13 protein-coding genes are annotated in these 15,761 nt (G+C 72.8%); 8 read left to right on the top strand and 5 right to left on the bottom strand.

Features of this window, described 5'->3' with window-relative positions; all coding sequences use genetic code 11:
- Positions 1–40: 40 nt before the first annotated feature.
- The 6 genes from AB0B58_RS37245 (at position 41) to AB0B58_RS37220 (ending at position 6,056) form a co-directional block, all read left to right on the top strand.
- Positions 41–865 carry an HlyD family efflux transporter periplasmic adaptor subunit gene (locus AB0B58_RS37245; protein ID WP_360234191.1) on the top strand — a complete coding sequence of 275 codons (825 nt, stop codon included), beginning with the start codon at positions 41–43 and terminating at the stop codon, positions 863–865.
- Positions 862–3,168: a glycosyl hydrolase gene (locus AB0B58_RS37240; RefSeq protein WP_360234188.1), complete on the top strand. Its 2,307-nt coding sequence runs from the start codon at positions 862–864 to the stop codon at positions 3,166–3,168. The genes AB0B58_RS37245 and AB0B58_RS37240 overlap by 4 nt, the downstream gene beginning before the upstream one ends.
- Before the next feature lie 166 nt (positions 3,169–3,334).
- Entirely contained in the window at positions 3,335–3,730 is a 396-nt protein-coding gene (locus AB0B58_RS37235) for a GntR family transcriptional regulator (RefSeq protein WP_360234185.1), read from the top strand.
- Positions 3,727–4,626, top strand: coding sequence for an ABC transporter ATP-binding protein (locus AB0B58_RS37230; protein ID WP_360234182.1), 900 nt, complete (start codon positions 3,727–3,729; stop codon positions 4,624–4,626). The genes AB0B58_RS37235 and AB0B58_RS37230 overlap by 4 nt, the downstream gene beginning before the upstream one ends.
- Positions 4,623–5,594: an ABC transporter permease subunit gene (locus tag AB0B58_RS37225; RefSeq protein ID WP_360234180.1), complete on the top strand. Its 972-nt coding sequence runs from the start codon at positions 4,623–4,625 to the stop codon at positions 5,592–5,594. The genes AB0B58_RS37230 and AB0B58_RS37225 overlap by 4 nt, the downstream gene beginning before the upstream one ends.
- A 27-nt stretch (positions 5,595–5,621) precedes the next feature.
- A complete protein-coding gene (locus tag AB0B58_RS37220) occupies positions 5,622–6,056 on the top strand; it encodes a hypothetical protein (RefSeq protein WP_360234177.1) in 435 nt (144 codons plus the stop codon).
- A gap of 9 nt (positions 6,057–6,065) precedes the next feature.
- Here the strand turns inward: AB0B58_RS37220 and AB0B58_RS37215 are convergent, their stop codons facing one another.
- Genes AB0B58_RS37215 through AB0B58_RS37205 form a run of 3 tightly spaced genes read right to left on the bottom strand, consistent with a single transcriptional unit; the run spans position 6,066 to position 9,060 of the window.
- Positions 6,066–7,571 carry a tripartite tricarboxylate transporter permease gene (locus AB0B58_RS37215; RefSeq protein ID WP_360234174.1) on the bottom strand — a complete coding sequence of 502 codons (1,506 nt, stop codon included), beginning with the start codon at positions 7,569–7,571 and terminating at the stop codon, positions 6,066–6,068.
- 3 nt (positions 7,572–7,574) lie between these two features.
- On the bottom strand, positions 7,575–8,036 hold the full coding sequence (locus AB0B58_RS37210) for a tripartite tricarboxylate transporter TctB family protein (protein ID WP_360234171.1): 462 nt from the start codon (positions 8,034–8,036) through the stop codon (positions 7,575–7,577).
- A 1-nt stretch (position 8,037) separates the two neighbouring features.
- Positions 8,038–9,060, bottom strand: coding sequence for a tripartite tricarboxylate transporter substrate-binding protein (locus tag AB0B58_RS37205; RefSeq protein ID WP_360234168.1), 1,023 nt, complete (start codon positions 9,058–9,060; stop codon positions 8,038–8,040).
- 97 nt (positions 9,061–9,157) lie between these two features.
- On the opposite strand from AB0B58_RS37205, the gene AB0B58_RS37200 reads away from it, so the two are divergent.
- Both AB0B58_RS37200 and AB0B58_RS37195 read left to right on the top strand, forming a co-directional pair.
- On the top strand, positions 9,158–9,850 hold the full coding sequence (locus AB0B58_RS37200) for a response regulator transcription factor (protein WP_360234165.1): 693 nt from the start codon (positions 9,158–9,160) through the stop codon (positions 9,848–9,850).
- 6 nt (positions 9,851–9,856) lie between these two features.
- The gene (locus tag AB0B58_RS37195) at positions 9,857–11,269 is read left to right on the top strand and encodes a HAMP domain-containing sensor histidine kinase (RefSeq protein ID WP_360234162.1); all 1,413 of its coding nucleotides are present in this window, start codon (positions 9,857–9,859) and stop codon (positions 11,267–11,269) included.
- A 2-nt stretch (positions 11,270–11,271) separates the two neighbouring features.
- Here AB0B58_RS37195 and AB0B58_RS37190 read toward each other — a convergent pair whose 3' ends face one another.
- Both AB0B58_RS37190 and AB0B58_RS37185 read right to left on the bottom strand, forming a co-directional pair.
- Entirely contained in the window at positions 11,272–12,234 is a 963-nt protein-coding gene (locus AB0B58_RS37190) for a TAXI family TRAP transporter solute-binding subunit (RefSeq protein WP_360234159.1), read from the bottom strand.
- The gene (locus AB0B58_RS37185) at positions 12,231–15,485 is read right to left on the bottom strand and encodes a TIM-barrel domain-containing protein (RefSeq protein ID WP_360234156.1); all 3,255 of its coding nucleotides are present in this window, start codon (positions 15,483–15,485) and stop codon (positions 12,231–12,233) included. Before AB0B58_RS37185 ends, AB0B58_RS37190 begins: the two co-directional genes overlap by 4 nt.
- Positions 15,486–15,761: the final 276 nt, after the last annotated feature.

Below are 15,761 nucleotides of genomic sequence, written 5' to 3'. Positions count from 1 at the left end.
ACCCATCGGATCCGTTCCATCTCTCTAAGGGATTACCGCCATGACCAGTGTGGTCGAACACGACCGTCTCGAACCCTCCGCGCAGTCCGCCGACGAGACGCACCCGGTCGCTCCGGATCCGGCCCCGGCCGGCGGCAGACGCACCGTCAGGTCGCGGATCCCCGCGGTCCGGACGTTCCTCGTCACCGTTCTGCTCCTGGCCGGTGCGGGCGTCGGAGGGGCATACGTACTCAACCACCGGCTCGCCGAGAGCGCCTTCGTCACCCTCCAGGACGCGGTCCTGACCGCGGACGCGCTCCCGGTCGGCTCCACCGCCTCGGGCGTGGTGACCGAGATGCTGGTCACCGAGCAGACCCGGGTCGCCGCGGGCCAGGAACTGGCCCGGGTGCGGCTGGCCGCGGACCCGGCCCTCGCCCGGCAACAGCCGCGGGTGGAGACGCTGCGCGCGCCCGTACCCGGAACCGTGTCCAAGGTGAACATCGCCGTCGGCGGCGTGATGGGTGCCGGTGAGCCCGTCATCACGCTGTACGACCACACCAAGCTCAGCTTCGCCGCCAGGGCGACCGAGGAGCAGCTCCGCGAGCTGCGCCTCGGGATGGCGGCGCGGATCGCCGGTCCGGGCCTGAACCGCCCGGTGCCGGTCACCGTCGACCACGTGGAGGCCCGGATCGGTCCCGATCCGCTCTCCGACGCCCCGCTCACCGAGGACCAGAAGGCGGTACACGAACAACTCACCGTCGTCCTGGTTCCTCGCACCGACGCCGTCGACACGGTGAGCGCGCTCGTACCCGGGCTGCGCTTCACCGCCGAGATCGACACCAAGACCGCGGCGGGCCGTACCCCCGCGGTGAACGGAGCGGGATGACCAACCACCTCCGGCGGATCGTGACCGCCGCATGTGTCGTGCCGACGGTGTTGCTCGCCGCGGCCTGCTGGACTCCGGAAGGATCCGACACGCAGAAACGCGACCCGGCGCCGCCCGCGCCCGGTGCGCTCAGCGAGGGGGCCGCCATGAACCTGCTGGGCCGTCCTGAGCCGGGCGGCAAGGCGCGCCTCGCCGACGCAGCCCCGGCGGACACGGGCCCGAAGAAGAGCCCGGTGCAGGCCGGTCAGCCACTGAACGGGCAGGCGCTGCCGACCAACCAGTGGTGGACCTCCGCCCTGACCGGTCCCCTCGAACAGCCGATCTGGGCCCGGCCGCTGGCGATCAAGAACACCGGCGCCGGGATCGGGGTCAGCTCGGTCGCGCCGGTCGCATCCCCCAACGCGGTGGTGACGCCGTTCCAGCCGGCCCTCAGCGTCGGCGGAGCGATCTCCACGGTGCGGGTCATCGGGTACGGGGCCTTCCACGTCGTGCTGCGGGCCGAGCTCCGCGCCGGCGGCACCGTGGAGATCACCGTGGTGCAGGGCAGCCCGTTGCTGTACCTGGACTTCGAGGACGCCGACCCGTCGCTGACGGCGAGCGGGCCGATCGGCCGGGTCGGCGGCGCCGGACCGCTCGCTCAGCTCAGCATCGCCGGGCAGCGCTGGGACGTCCTGGCCCAGGACGGCGCCGGCTGGCGGCAGAAGGGCAGCACGCTCACCGTGGACCAGCCCGGTAGGGGCTCGATCGTGGTCGCCCGGGTGCCGGACCGGGCCGACGGCGCCCGATGGGAACAGGCGCTGGCGGGCGCCGCCGGCGACCCGGTCATCCGCAGCACGTCCCACATGACGTACGACGGCGTCACCGGCACGGTGACGCAGAACCTCCGCGTCGAACGGCAGTCCGGCAGGCCGGCGGTCTGGGCACTCCTGCCGCACCAGCAGGCGGGGCTCGTGCCCGGCGGCGGCCTGGAGCCGATGGGCGGCGGATACCCCGACTCGCTCGGCGCGCTCACGGTGGTGCGGGCCACCGGTGTCCGGGTCCGGGTGCCGATGCCCGGACTGATCACCGAGGCGCCGGTGGTCCCCCTGTCCGACGACGCTCGCGCCGCGGTGCTGGCCGACCTCGACCGGGACCTGGCGGACAAGCCCGCCACGGCCGACGGCGGCAGCTACTTCGGCATGAAGGAGCTCGGCCGCCTGGCCACCGTCGCCGAGGTGGCCAAGGGGATCGGCGCACTCGCGCAACGGGAGGCGGCCCTGCGCCGGCTACGCACGGAACTCGTCGACTGGCTCACGTACGGCGGCACCGGCGACGTCCGGTACCTGGCGTACGACAAGGTGTGGGGCGGGCTCATCGCCGTACCCGCGGAGTTCGGCAGCGGCGACTACAACGACCACCACTTCCAGTACGGCTACCTGGTCCGCGCGGCAGCGGTGCTCGCCGAGTCCGACCCGGCCTTCCTCCGCGACTACGGCGGTGCCGTCTCCCTGGTGGCGCGCGACTACAGCGGCACGCTGTCCGGCGACGGCGCGGAGGGCTTCCCGGCGTTCCGCGCGTTCAACGCCTACCTCGGGCACTCGGCGGCGTCCGGGTTCGCCCCGTTCGCCGACGGCAACAACCAGGAGTCGTCGGGCGAGGCGGTGGCCGCCTGGGAGGCGGTGACCCGCTGGGGCATCGTCTCGCAGAACGCGCGGCTGACCGCGTACGGCATCACCCACTACGCACTCGAGGCGGCGACGGCACGCAGGTACTGGCTGGGCGAGGAGGGACAACGCCCGGCCGGCTACGCGCACACGGTCGCCGGCATCGTCTGGGACGCGAAGATCGACTATGCCACCTGGTTCGATCCGCGGCCGGAGTCGATCACGGGCATCCAGTTGCTGCCGCTGACGTTCGGCTCGCTGTACCGCGCCGACCCGGAGAAGGCGGCGGCCCGCTCGGCCGAACTGGCCCGGGACGTGGGCGGGCCGCCCCGCGTGTGGGGTGACCTGTTCGCGGCCGATCTCGCCGTGGCGGATCCCGCGGCGGCCCGGCGCCGGCTCACCCCGCGGTTGCCCCGGGAGGAGAGCACGAGTCGCGCGATGGTGCGCTACTGGGTGGAGCTGCTGGCCGCGTACGGTCCGCCGCAGCCGGCCGTGGTCGCGGACGGTCCGTACGGCCTCGCGTTCGGCGGCGCCGAGCGTCCCCACCTGCTGGCCGTCAACCCGACGCGGGCGCCGAGGACGGTGACGTTCCGCAGGAACGGTGCCGTCGTCGCGGTCGTGGTCGTCGACCCGGGGCAGAGCATCGTCCGGCAACCATGACGAACGCGGGCGGCGGGCGCTCCGGCCCGCCGCCCGCGCCGGCGGGCAGCCGTACTCGCCGAGGCTCAACGTCGCACCGTCACCGCGGTCGTGCGGTCGCGTCGGCTCTACTTGACCGCCAACCTGCTGCTTTACTATGTTACTAGTAAAGCAGCAAGGGGCTACCGTGTTCGTCTTCCGGCTCGAAACCAACTCCGGCGTGCCGCCGTACCTGCAACTCGTCCAGCAGGTCCGCCAGGCGGTGCTGCTGGGCTTTCTCCAACCCGGTGACCGCCTCCCGCTCATCCGCGAGGTGGTCGAGAACCTGGCGATCAATCCGAACACCGTCGCCAAGGCGTACCGGCAGATGGAGCAGGAGAACCTGGTCACCGGCCGGCCCGGCCAGGGCACGTTCGTCAATGAACAGCAGTCGGCCGCGATGTCGGCATCGACGTACACGTCGCTGCGCCGCGGCCTGGCGACCTGGTTGCGCCGCGCCTACGCGGCCGGCCTCGACGAGCAGGCGGTCGACGCACTCTTCACCTCCGTCCACCAGCAGACGAGGAATGAGGACGTGGCGTGACAGCGACCGAGTTCGCGCTGCGCACCGACGGTGCGGGCAAGCGGTACCGGAGGGGCTGGGCGCTGCGCGACTGCACCCTGGCCCTGCCGGCGGGCGGCGTGATCGCCCTGGTCGGGCCGAACGGCGCGGGCAAGACCACGCTGCTGCGCCTGGCCGTCGGGTTGCTGGCACCGAGCACCGGCACGGTGGAGGTCCTCGGCCACGACGTCACCGCCAGCACCCCGCAAGCTTTGTCCCGGGTCGGGTTCCTGGCCCAGGACCACCCGCTGTACAAGCGCTTCACCGTCGCCGAGATGCTCCGCTTCGGCCGGGCCTGCAACCTGCGGTTCGACCAGGGGCTGGCCGAGCGCCGGCTGGCGAGGCTTGGCATCCCGCTCGACCGCAGGGCCGGTACGCTCTCCGGCGGGCAGCAGGCCCAGGTCGCGTTGGCTCTGGCCCTGGCGAAGCGGCCGGACCTGCTCGTCCTCGACGAGCCGGTGGCCAGCCTCGACCCGCTGGCCCGGCACGAGTTCCTGCAGGTCCTCATGGGCGCGGTGGCCGAAGGCGGGGTGACCGTCCTGTTCTCCTCCCACGTCGTGCACGAGCTGGAGCGCGTCTGCGACCACCTGGTCGTGCTCAACCACGGCCGGGTCACGCTCACCGGCGACATCGACACCCTCCTCGCCGAGCACCGGCTGCTCGTCGGCCCGCGCACGGCCACCGACCTCGACCGGTCCGGCACCGTCGTGGAGGCCGTCCACAGCGACCGGCACACGACCCTGCTGGTGCGCGACGGCGCGATCCCGGCCGCGCCCGGGTGGCAGGCCCAGCCGGTCGCGCTGGAGGACCTGGTGCTGGCGTACCTGCGCCGGCCGTCCGAGCCGGGCGCCGCGGTCACATCGGAGGTGACGGCATGACGTGGTTGATCTGGCGCCAGCACCGGACCGAGGTCTGCGTCCTGGGTCTGCTTGTCGGCATGTTCGGCATTGCCCTGCTCGTGCTCGGGACGCAGGCCCACGACCTGTTCCCCGGGGGTCCCGCCCGGTGTGCGGGAGAGGCCGGTGTCAACGAGGCCTGCGCGGCCTCCTTCCGCAGGCTCGACGAGGAGTACGGGTACGTCGAGAACCTCCTGGCGGCCTTCTATCTGGTCCCCGTCGTCATCGGTGCGTTCCTCGGTGCGCCGCTGCTCGCGCGCGAACTGGAGGACGGCACCTGGCAGCTCGCCTGGACGCAGGCCGTGCCGCGGATGCGCTGGCTGGCGGCCAAGCTCGCGGCGCTGGCCGGCGTCACCGTCGCGCTCACCGGGATGTTCACCGCGGTGCTCACCTGGTTCCGTCAGCCATTCGACGCGTGGGAAGGGCGGTTCCAGTACGACGCCTTCGACCTGGAGGGACTTGTTCCGGTGGCGTATGCGCTGTTCGCGTTCGGCGTCGCCACCGCCGCGGGGGCGATCCTGCGGCGCAGCCTGCCCGCGTTCGGCGTCGCGTTCGGGGCGTTCCTCACCGCCCGGATGGCGGTGGGGCTGTTGGCCCGTCCCGCGTACGCCACGCCGCTCACCGCCATGGAGCCGGTCCCCGTCGGCGGCTCGAAGGACCAGGCGGGGCACCTGCCCGGCTTCGCTGACTGGATGATCGAGCGCGGCTACGCAGACGCCACCGGGCGCAGGCTGAGCTGGACCGAGTACTACGAGCTGGAGGGCGCGGCCAACCGGGCCGGCACCAACCTCAACCAGTTCCTGCACGCGCGGGGCATCCAGCAGTTCGGGGTCTACCACCCGGCCGACCGGTTCTGGACGTTCCAGCTCATCGAGGCGGCCCTGTTCATCGCCGTCGCGGCGGTCCTGATCGGCGTGGTGGTATGGCGGGTACGGCGCCGCATGATCTAGTGCCCTGACCACAGCCGGGAGGCGTACTTGATCTTCGGATTCCTCGGGTTGCTGTGCTGGGCACTCGTCGTCGCGCACCTGTTCGCCAGGCGGGCGTACGGGATGGTGGTCGGCGCCGCCCGGGGCCGGCCGGCACGGGCGGCGGCGGTCGCGGCCGGAATGCAGCTGGGTGGGCTGCTGGTGTTCGGCCTGTTCTGCCTCGCCGGGATCGGGCTGTCCCGGCACTTCGACGCGGCCCGGTACGCGGCCTTCGCGGTCGTGCCGGGCTGCCTGCTCTACACGCCCCTGCTGGTCCTCGCCGTGCCCGGTGGGGCCGGCGGCTACCGACATGTCCGTGGCGACCTCGGCGAGCTCGGAGCCGACCGGCGGGTGGCCCGCGCCGCCGCGTGGGCCGCCGGCCCGGTCGCGGTTCTCGGCCTGGTCGCGGTGCTGTCCGGCCTCGTCGCCACCTTCGGCGCCTGAGCCGACCTCCTACTCGTCCTCGGCGAACACGACCTCGCGCCGCCTGCGGATCGCCGGTAGGACGGTGACGACCAGCGCCGCCGCGGCCAAGGCCAGGAGCACCGCGGAGATCGGCCGGGTCAGGAAGACCGACGTGTCGCCGCGGGAGATGATGAGGGCCCGCCGCAGGTTCTTCTCGAGCAGGGGTCCGAGGACGAAGCCGAGCAGCAGCGGCGCCGGCTCGCAGCCGCATTTGATCAGGACGTAGCCGAGGATCCCGAACAGTGCGATCGCGTAAACGTCGTACGCGTTGAAACCCAGCGAGTACGTGCCGATCGCGGCGAACAGGACGATCATCGGGAACAGCACCTCGTACGGGATGCGCAGCATGCGCACCCAGATGCCGATCAGCGGCAGGTTCAGCAGCACGAGCAGCACGTTGCCGATCCACATCGACGCGATCAGGCCCCAGAACAGCGCCGGCTCGTCGTTGATGACGTTCGGCCCGGGGGTGATGCCGTGGACGATGAACGCGCCGACCATCAGCGCCATTACCGGGTGGGCGGGCAGGCCCAGGGTGAGCAGCGGAATGAACGACGTCTGCGCGGCGGCGTTGTTCGCCGACTCGGGGCCGGCGACGCCCTCGATCGCGCCGTGCCCGAACTCCTCCCGCCGCCGGGAGATCCGCTTCTCGACGGCGTACGAGGTGAACGAGGCCAGCACGTGGCCACCGCCGGGCAGCACGCCGAGCGCGGCGCCGAGGCCGGTGCCCCGCACGATCGGGCCGACCATCCGGCGCCGGTCCTCGGCCGTCGGCCAGAGGTTGCGCACCCGGTCGACGATGGCCGTTCGGATCTGCCCGGTCTCCAGGTTCCGCAGGATCTCGGCGACCCCGAACATGCCGACGGCGACCGAGACGAAGTCGATGCCGCCGTAGAGTTCGCGCTGGTCGAACACGAACCGCGGCGTGCCGGTGTAGATGTCCTGCCCCACCGTGCCGAACAGGATGCCGAGCGCGATCATCGCCAGCGCCTTGAGCGCCGAGCCGCGCGCCAGCGCGATCGACACGATCAGGCCGAGCAGCACCAGCGAGAAGTACTCGGCCGGGCCGAACTTCAGCGCGACGCGGGCCAGCGGCGGGGCCGCGACGGCGAGCACGACCGTGGCCACCGTACCGGCGATGAAGGATCCGATCGCGGCGACGGCCAGCGCCGGCCCGGCCCGGCCCCGGCGGGCCATCTCGTGGCCGTCGAGCGCGGTGACCGCCGCCGACGACTCACCGGGGAGGTTGATCAGGATTGCCGTCGTCGAGCCGCCGTACTGTGCGCCGTAGTAGATGCCGGCCAGCATGATCAGCGCCGTCACCGGCTCGAAGTTGAACGTGATCGGCAGCAGCATCGCCACCGTCGCCGTCGGCCCGATGCCGGGCAGCACGCCGACCGCCGTACCGAGCAGCACTCCCAGGAAGCAGTAGAGGACGTTCTCGACCAGCAGGGCGGTCGAGAAACCCAGCGCCAGGTTGTCGAGCAGGTCCATGCGTCAGAACCCGAGCCCGTTGCCGAAGAGCGGGATCCGTAGCTGGAGTCCGACGACGAAGATCAGCGTGGCGGCCACGGTCAGACCGGTGGCGACCGCGACGGCGGTGAGCGGCCGCACCCGCGGGCTGGCCATCGTGGCGAGCAGGGCGGTGACCGCCGAGGTCGGCACGAAACCGAGGCGCCGGACGGCGAATCCGAAGAACAGGATCGCGAGCGTGATGGCGGTGACCGCGCGCCAGGGAACCGGCCCGAACGAGATCACCTCGCCGGCGACGAGCCCCTTGACGACGATGGCCAGGCCGAGCGCGGCGACGCTCGCGCCGACCAGCAGCGGGAAGTAGCCGGGGCCCATCCGCAGCGGGGTGCCCAGCTCGTAGCCGAGCGACCCCACCACGAACGCGCCACCGATCAGGACGAAGATGCTCCCGGCGAGGACGTCCGGGAGGGACCGTCGGCGTTCCACCTCAGGAGGCCTTGACCCCGGCGTCGGAGATGATCTTCGCCCAGGTCCCGAGCTGCTCCTCCAGGTGCGCCCGGTGCGCCTGCGGGGTGGCGTCCCCGGCCGGTACCGGCGCGGTGCCGAGCTTCGCCATCGCGTCGATGACCGCCTGGTCGGCCAGCGCCACCTTCAGCGCGTCGGACAGCTTCTGTACGACCTCCGGCGGCGTTCCGGCCGGGACGTAGAGGCCGTGCCAGACGCTGACCTGGAGCTGGGGCATCCCGGCCTCCGCCGTGGTCGGCAGGTCGGGCAGGCTCTTCACCCGCTCCGGCGTGGTGACCGCGTACGCCTTCACCTCGCCCGCGGAGATCTGGCCGGTGGTGTTGGTCGTCTGGTCGCACATGAAGTCGACCTGGCCGCCGACGAGGTCGGTCAGCGCGGGGCCGGTCCCCTCGTACGGGACCTCCTGGAGCTTGACACCGGCGGCGGCCTGGAACAGCAGGCCGCACAGGTGTGACGCCGCGCCGATGCCGGCGTTGGCCAGGGTGACCTTTGTGGCGTTCGCCTTCACGTAGGTCACGAGGTCCTGGAACGTGGCGGGCTCGAGGTCCTTGCGGGCGACGATCGTCATCGGCACCTCGGTGACGAGCCCGACCGTCGCGAAGTCCTCGAGAGGCTGGTAGCCCAGGTTCTTGTAGAGGGCGGGCGCCGTGGACATGCCGATGTGGTGCATGAGCACGGTGTAGCCGTCGGGCGTGGCCCGCGCGACCTCGCCGGCGCCGACCGTGCCACCCGCGCCCTCGACGTTCTGGACGACGATCTTGCCACCGAGCGCCTTCGCCATCGGCTCGGAGATCATCCGGGTGACGGTGTCCGTCGGGCCGCCGGCGCTGAAGGGCACGACGATGGTGATGTTCCGGTCCGGGTATCCGCCCGCCCCGCCGTCGTCCCCGGTGCCGCCGTCGCCAGAACAGGCGGCGACGAGCGAGACGGCGCCGAACACGGCGATCACCCGCGCGGCGAGCCGGTGCCTGCTTGTCGTTCTCATGGTGCGGCCTCCTCCGTCGATGCGGGCATCGCCTCAGTCTCGACCGGCGAGAACGCGGATGGTGTCAGAGGAATCCCAAGAACTAGAATCTGCCGGTATGCGGATCACCGTCATCGAGGATGACGACCGCGTGGCGCGGGGTCTGGTGACCGTCCTGGCCCAGGCCGGCTTCGAGGTGCACCGCGTCGCCACCGCCGCGGAGGCCGCGGAGGCCGCGGAGGCCGCGCCGTCCGATGTGGTCCTCGTCGATCTCGGTCTGCCCGACGGCGACGGGCTGGACGTGATACGCAGGCTGCGTGACCGCCCGGAGACCGCCGTCATCGCCGTGACCGCCCGGTCCGAGGAGCACGAGCGGGTCCGCGGCCTCCGCGCCGGCGCCGACGACTACATAGTCAAGCCGTTCGGCGTCCCCGAGCTGCTGGCCCGCATCGACGCCGTGCTGCGGCGCACCCGCGGGGCCCGCGCCCTGTGCCATCCGGACGAGCCGTTGGTCGTCGGCCCGATGCGGATCGGCGTCGGCACCCGCGAGGTCACCGTCGACGGCACGCCGGTCGCGCTCACCCGCAAGGAGTTCGAGCTGCTCCTGCTGCTGGCCCGGCGGGCGCCGAACGTGGTCAGCCGCGACGTCATCCTCGACCAGATCTGGGGCGCGACCTGGGAGTCGACGAGTCGCACCCTGGACACCCACATCGCGGCGCTGCGGCACAAGCTCGGGCGGGTCGTGCTCATCCGCACGATCCACGGTGTGGGCTATCGGCTCCTGGCCGACCAGCCGGAGCTGATCGGCTGACACGCGGTGCACCGTCGCCTGCTCGTCGTCCTGGTGCCCCTCGCCGTGCTGCTCGTCGCGGCGCTCGGGGTGCCGCTCGGCGTCACCGTCGCCGAGCGGGAGATGCAGGAGGTCTACGTGGACCGGCTGGGCGACATCGACCGGTTCGCGTCGCTTGCCGAGACCGCGCTGTCGACCGGGCGGACCGAGGCGCTCGACCAGGAGCTGACGCGCTACCACGAGCTGTACGGCATCCCGGCCGCGGTGCTCGACACGTCCGGCACGGTGCTGCTCGGGCCGGCCGGCGCGTACCGGGACGCGGCGCGGTCCGAGCCGGCGTTGCCCCGGATCGTGACCGCGGCGCTGGCCGGGGCGAGGTCCGAGCCGTCCGGGGAGTGGGCGCCGTGGCACGACTCCGCGCTGGTGGTCGCGGAGCCGGTGGGCCGCGACAGCGAGGTAGTCGGCGCCGTCGTGACGATCTCCGACCTGTCCAAGGCGCGCGATCGCGTCCTCGTGCGCTGGGCCCGGCTCGCCGGGCTCGGGCTGCTGCCGCTGATCGCGCTGGTGGCCGTCGCCTGGCCGGTGTCGGCGTGGGTGCTGCGGCCGGTGCGCGAGCTGGACGCGGCGACCTCGCGGATCTCCCGGGGCGATCTGCGGACCCGCGCCGACGCGGAGGCCGGCCCGGCCGAGCTGCGCCGGCTGGCGGATTCGTTCAACACCATGATGGACGCGGTGGAGAACGCCGTGCAGCGCCAGCGTGCCTTCGTCTCCGACGCCTCGCACCAGCTACGCAACCCGCTGACCAGCCTGCGGCTCGCCGTGGAGAGCCTGGAACCGCATCTGTCCCCGGCCGGCGACGGACGGCAGGTGTACGACGTCGCCGTCGAGGAGATGACGGCGATGCAGCGGATGCTCGACGCGCTGCAGGCCAGTTCGCGGATGGAGAGCATGCGGACGGCATCGCCGGTGGAGCTGGACGCGGTGCTGGCCACCCGGCTGGACCGGTGGCGGGCGTTGGCGGCGACGGCGGGCGAGACGCTGACGGTCGACGTGCCGCCGGGGCTGCGGTTGCTGGAGCCGCCGGGCGGCCTGGGCAGCGTCCTGGACGAGCTGATCAGCAACGCGTTGCGGCTGTCGGACGCGCGGGCGGTCGAGTTGAGCGCCCGGGTCGTGCCCGGTGGTGCGGCCGGGAGCGTCGTCGTCGCCGTCCGGGACGACGGCCGGGGCCTCGACGCGTCCGAGCGGGCACAGGCGCTCTGGCGGTTCTGGCGCTCGCCGCGGCACCAGAACGTCTCCGGTACCGGCCTGGGGCTGGCGATCTGCGCCGACCTGGTCGGGGCGGCCGGGGGCGAGCTGCGGCTGGAGGAGGGCCTGCCGCGTCCGGACGGGTCCGGGCACGGATTCGCGGCGGTGGTCACGCTGCCGGCCTGCCGCCCCTGAGATCAGCGCTTGCGGTCCCGGAACCAGGCGGCGGCGCCCGGGTGGAGCGGGATCGACGCGGTGGAGATCCCGGTACGCACGTTGATCTGCCACGCCTCCGGAACGGCCTCGGCGGTGATCGAGCCGGTGTGCACGAAGATGGTGTCGGTGATGGCGTAGACCAGCTCACGGGGCAGGTCGTCGCGCACAAGAAGCACGTTCGGCACGGCGACGGTACGGGTGGCCGGAACGCCGGCGTAGGCGGTCGCGGAGATCGTGGCCGGGGTGTATGAGCCGGGGTACTCCTTGACGAGCGCGTCGGCCTGCTCGTCCAACGGGATCAGCCGGATCGGATGCCGCTGCGCCAGGTCCACGATGGCGGGTGTCGGCACGCCGGTCAGGGAGAACATCGCGTCGAACCCGCCGTCGCGCAGCGCCGCCGCCGATTCGGCCTGGCTGAGGTACCGGCCGTCGGCGTTCACGTGCCCGAGCTCGAGTACCCGCAGCGACGTGAACTCGGTGCCCGAGTCGCGCGCACCGAGGGATACCCGCCGGCCCTCGAGGTCACCGAGCCCGTCGATCGTCGAACCGGCCATGACCACAAGGTGCAGGTGGCTGTCGTAGAGCCGGCACACCGCGGAGAGCCCCTCGGGCACGCTGCCGTCGGCCGTGACCGCCGCGTCCAGGCTCGACAGCCCGAGGTGCACGTCGCCGGCCCGCAGCATCCGGATGTTGTCGGTGGACGCACCGCTCGGCACGGTGGTCACGGTGACGCCCGGCACCTGCTCGGTGATGCGTTCGGCCAGCGCACCGCCGATGCGCCGGTACACCGCCCCCGCCGGCCCGGTGGCCAGCCGCAGGTGGACCTTCTCGGCCTGGGGCTGCCGGGAGCAGCCGGCGAGCAGCCCTCCGGCGGCCAGAAGCACCACCCGCCGGCTCAGCCGTGGCCCCAGGTCGGTGGCCGGGCCGCAGCGCCGTTCTGTCACGGCACGGTGAAGGACGACGTGTGCGGTTCCCGGATCGGCACGCCGGCCGGCCCGGTGCTGCTCACCTGCGCCACCGTGAGCGTGTAGGACCCGGGCGGCAGCGGCGCCGCCGGCGTCCACACCAGCGTCCCCGGCGCGGCCTCCGTGACGGTGCCCGCGACCGCGCCGCCCGGCCCGGTGACGGTCACCGAGCCGTCGTAGTCGGCGCCGGTGGGCTGGATGTCGCGCTGGAACACGACGGTCGCCCCGGTCGCCGTCGCGATGGCGGAGACGACCAGCGGGTCACGCCAGTACCGGATGGCCAGGTGGGTGTCGGGCACGCCGGGTTCGCCCCATGCGGTGGAGGTGTCGTCGACCAGCATGGTGCGGGTGATGCCGCCGTCCACCGTGACGTTGCGGTTGTTGGTGCCGGTGACCGAACCCCACTCCTCGACGGTCTCCCAGGTGCCGCGGGTGTACTTGTACTGGATGTCGGTGCCGTCCAGCACGGTGATGGTGGCCTCCCAGATGCCGCCGCCGCGGTCGGTCATCGCCTGCCTGCCGGGATCCCACGGACCGAGTTCGGCGATGTTGCCGGGCAGGAAGAGCGTCGCGCCGGCCGGCGTGCCCGCCGGGGCACGCACGCGGAACGTGACATCGACGGGCCGGACCGGGACGCTCAGCGAGGCGGGCAGGCTCGCGCCGCTGCCGTCGGGATTGCGGTACGCCAGGCGCGCGGCGACGGCGGCGGTACGCGGCGACGGACCGGCCGGCGTGACGTCGTACGTGACGGTGAAGGTGTCGCCGGGCGCGAGCGACGCCGCGGTGGTCGGCGTCCGCGGGGCGATCACCCAGTCGGCCGGCGCGGTCACCGTGGCCGACAGCGCCCGGATGGTGCCCGGGCCGTCGTTGCGCGCGGTCGTCACCAGGCGGCTGGTCGCACCGGACTGCAGCCCGTCCGGTGCGGTGAAGGTCAGATCGACCGCCGGCTGCCGCGCCACGGTGAGCGGCCTGCCGTCGTGCGTGACGGTCACCTGCCGGCCGCCCGCGACGGCCGGCGTCTCCACGGTGAGCAGGCGCCTGCCGCTGTCGTACGCGAAGGGTGCCGGCCGCCCGGCGACCGTGACGACGCGCGGGCGGGAGACCCCGGCGAACTCGACCGTGTACCGGCGTGCCGCCGGGGCGCCCGGGTAGGCGCCGGCGACCGGGCCGACGGTGAGTGACGGACGCCGGCCTTCGTCGTAGCGCACCGGGATCCGGGCGTGCCCGCCGTCGCGGTAGCCGAGGCCGTCGCCGGCGTCGTCGTACACCGTGGTGCGGCCGGACGCGTGCGGATAGACGGTGAGCCGGAGCCGGTCGCGGGCCTGCGCGGCGACGTTGGCGGCCGGGTACGCCCCGGCCACGATGCCGCCGGCGCGGGCGTACACCGGCATGTGGTCCGGCGTCGCGGCGACGGTGCGGGTGGCCGGGCCGCGGAACGTCTCACCGGTGAAGATGTCGGTCCAGGTGCCCGGCGGGAACCACACCGGCGCCGTGGTGCTCAGCCCGGGCTTGGTCACCGGCGCGACCAGCAGCGAATCGCCGAGCAGGTACTGGGTGTCGTGCCGGTACGCCTCGTCGAGTCCGGGCCAGTCGAGGTACAGCGCCCGCGCCATCGGCAGCCCGGTGTCGTAGGTCTGCCGAGCCGCCGTGTACAGGTACGGCACCAGCGACTCGCGCAGGCGCAGGAAGTCGGCGGCCGGCCCACCGACCGTGTCGGCGTACTCCCACGGCAGCCGGTCGCCGTGGTCGGAGTGCAGCCGCAGGATCGGCTGGAACGCGCCGAGCTGCACCCACCGCAGGTAGAGGTCGTCGGGCAGGTGCTTGCCCGCGAAGCTGCCGATGTCGTGGCTGACGTACGACATCCCGATGCTCGCCTCGGCCGGCGTCATCGCGGCGGCGAACCGCAGCGTCTCCCAGTCCGGCCGGGTGTCCCCGGTGAAGTGCACGGTGCTGCGGTGCTCGGCCCACGGCCCGGACGGTCCGGGTGTCGTGTACCCCGGGAACGACGCCCCGATCCGCGACAGCGAGAAGCCACGCTGCCCGCGCGCCTCCCCGCCCAGCCGGTACAGCTCGTTGACCCAGCTGTCCGCGGTCACGCCGGGCGTACCGGCGAAGCTGTCGTCGCAGCAGTAGTCCAGCCACCACTGCCGCACGCCCTGCCGCTCGAACGGCCGGTGCAGTTCGGCATAGGCGGCGGCCTGGTCGGTGTCGGTCCAGTCGAAGCGGTACGGGTTCGGCGCGAAGCTGCTCGTCGCGGGGGTGAGCCGGCCCTTCGCGGTGGCCTGCGCCTGCGCGAAACGCGGGTCGTCGCCGGAGATCGCGGCGTGCACGTTGAGCGTCGCGGCGATGCCCTGGCGGTTCAGCCCGTCGAGGAACTCCTCCGGCTTCGGGAACAGTTCGCCGTTCCAGTTCCAGCCGGCCCACTGGTTCGGCGCCTTCCAGTCGGTGTCGATCACCAGCGAGTCGAGCGGCACGTCGTGCTCGCGGAAGGCGGGCAGCAGCCGCTGTTCGTAGTCCTCGGCGCTGTACGCCTGGTACTTGGAGAACCAGGTGCCGAACGCCCACTTCGGCGGGAGCAGGGCGGGCCCGGTGAGCGTGCGCAGGTCGGCCAGCCCGCGCCGGTAGTCGTGGCCGTAGCCGAACAGGTATCCGTCCTGATAGGCGCCGGTGCGCGCCGGGCGCGCGGCGATGCCGTCGCCCGCCCGCAACGCGGTGTCCGTGTCGTCGAGCAGGTACCAGCCGCCGCGGTTGAGCATGCCGGGGTGCAGGTCCAGCTGCTCGACCGGGCCGGCCTGTCCCTCGTAGTAGTCGAGGCCGCGGTACCAGCCGCCGAGTGCGTCGTCGCGCGCGGGCGATCCGAATGCCGGATGCACGCTGGTCGTGCGCCCGCCGGCGCGCAGTTCCAGCGTGGTGTTCGCGGGCGACACCGGCCCGCTCCCGAGCTGGTACCGCAGCGTCACCGCACCGGTGCGGACCCGCAGTTCGCCGTCGCGCGTCGAGGCGGTGAACCAGGTGCGCCCGGCTGCGCGGTCGACGGCGTTGAAGGTGGGCCGGTCCTCGAAGGCGTCGTCGGCAGCGTATTCCAGGCGCAGCAGCGTGGCGGTGAGCACCTGCACCCGCAGGTGGCCCGCCCGGATGCTCTGCCCCTGGATCTCCGGCGCCCGCGGCGCGGCGAGCGCCGCGCCGGGCGTCGCCGTCAGGAGCATCAGGAAGACGAGAAGGCCCGCCATGCGGGCGCCACCGGCATACCTCGACACGACTGCCCCCTGACTTCGTAACACGAACACAGAGTGCAGCGAGCGTTGCTCCGCCGAACTCGCCGTGTCAATAGGTGGGCGTCTATTCGGACAGGCGATCGCGGCGGCCCGGCCCGGCCGAAATGGCCGAAATGGCCGAACGGCGTGGCATGAAGGCCTCGAAATCCTCAGGTTTCGCGGTTCGGGTGGGTCGCAACCGGGTGGCACCTGTTCGGGAACGAGGCCCGCACCGCGCGCCACGGAATCTCT

Origin of the sequence: Actinoplanes sp. NPDC049118, assembly GCF_040648555.1 — a bacterium.
Lineage (GTDB): Bacteria > Actinomycetota > Actinomycetes > Mycobacteriales > Micromonosporaceae > Actinoplanes.
This window is presented reverse-complemented; position numbering and strand designations above follow the sequence as displayed.

Excerpts from the sequence above, each read along its gene's own strand:
- AB0B58_RS37245 (WP_360234191.1), top strand. The coding sequence starts at position 41 with ATGACCAGTGTGGTCGAACACGACCGTCTCGAACCCTCCGCGCAGTCC.
- AB0B58_RS37240 (WP_360234188.1), top strand. The coding sequence starts at position 862 with ATGACCAACCACCTCCGGCGGATCGTGACCGCCGCATGTGTCGTGCCG.
- AB0B58_RS37225 (WP_360234180.1), top strand. The coding sequence starts at position 4,623 with ATGACGTGGTTGATCTGGCGCCAGCACCGGACCGAGGTCTGCGTCCTG.
- AB0B58_RS37215 (WP_360234174.1), bottom strand. The coding sequence starts at position 7,571 with ATGGACCTGCTCGACAACCTGGCGCTGGGTTTCTCGACCGCCCTGCTG.
- AB0B58_RS37205 (WP_360234168.1), bottom strand. The coding sequence starts at position 9,060 with ATGAGAACGACAAGCAGGCACCGGCTCGCCGCGCGGGTGATCGCCGTG.
- AB0B58_RS37200 (WP_360234165.1), top strand. The coding sequence starts at position 9,158 with ATGCGGATCACCGTCATCGAGGATGACGACCGCGTGGCGCGGGGTCTG.
- AB0B58_RS37185 (WP_360234156.1), bottom strand. The coding sequence starts at position 15,485 with ATGGCGGGCCTTCTCGTCTTCCTGATGCTCCTGACGGCGACGCCCGGC.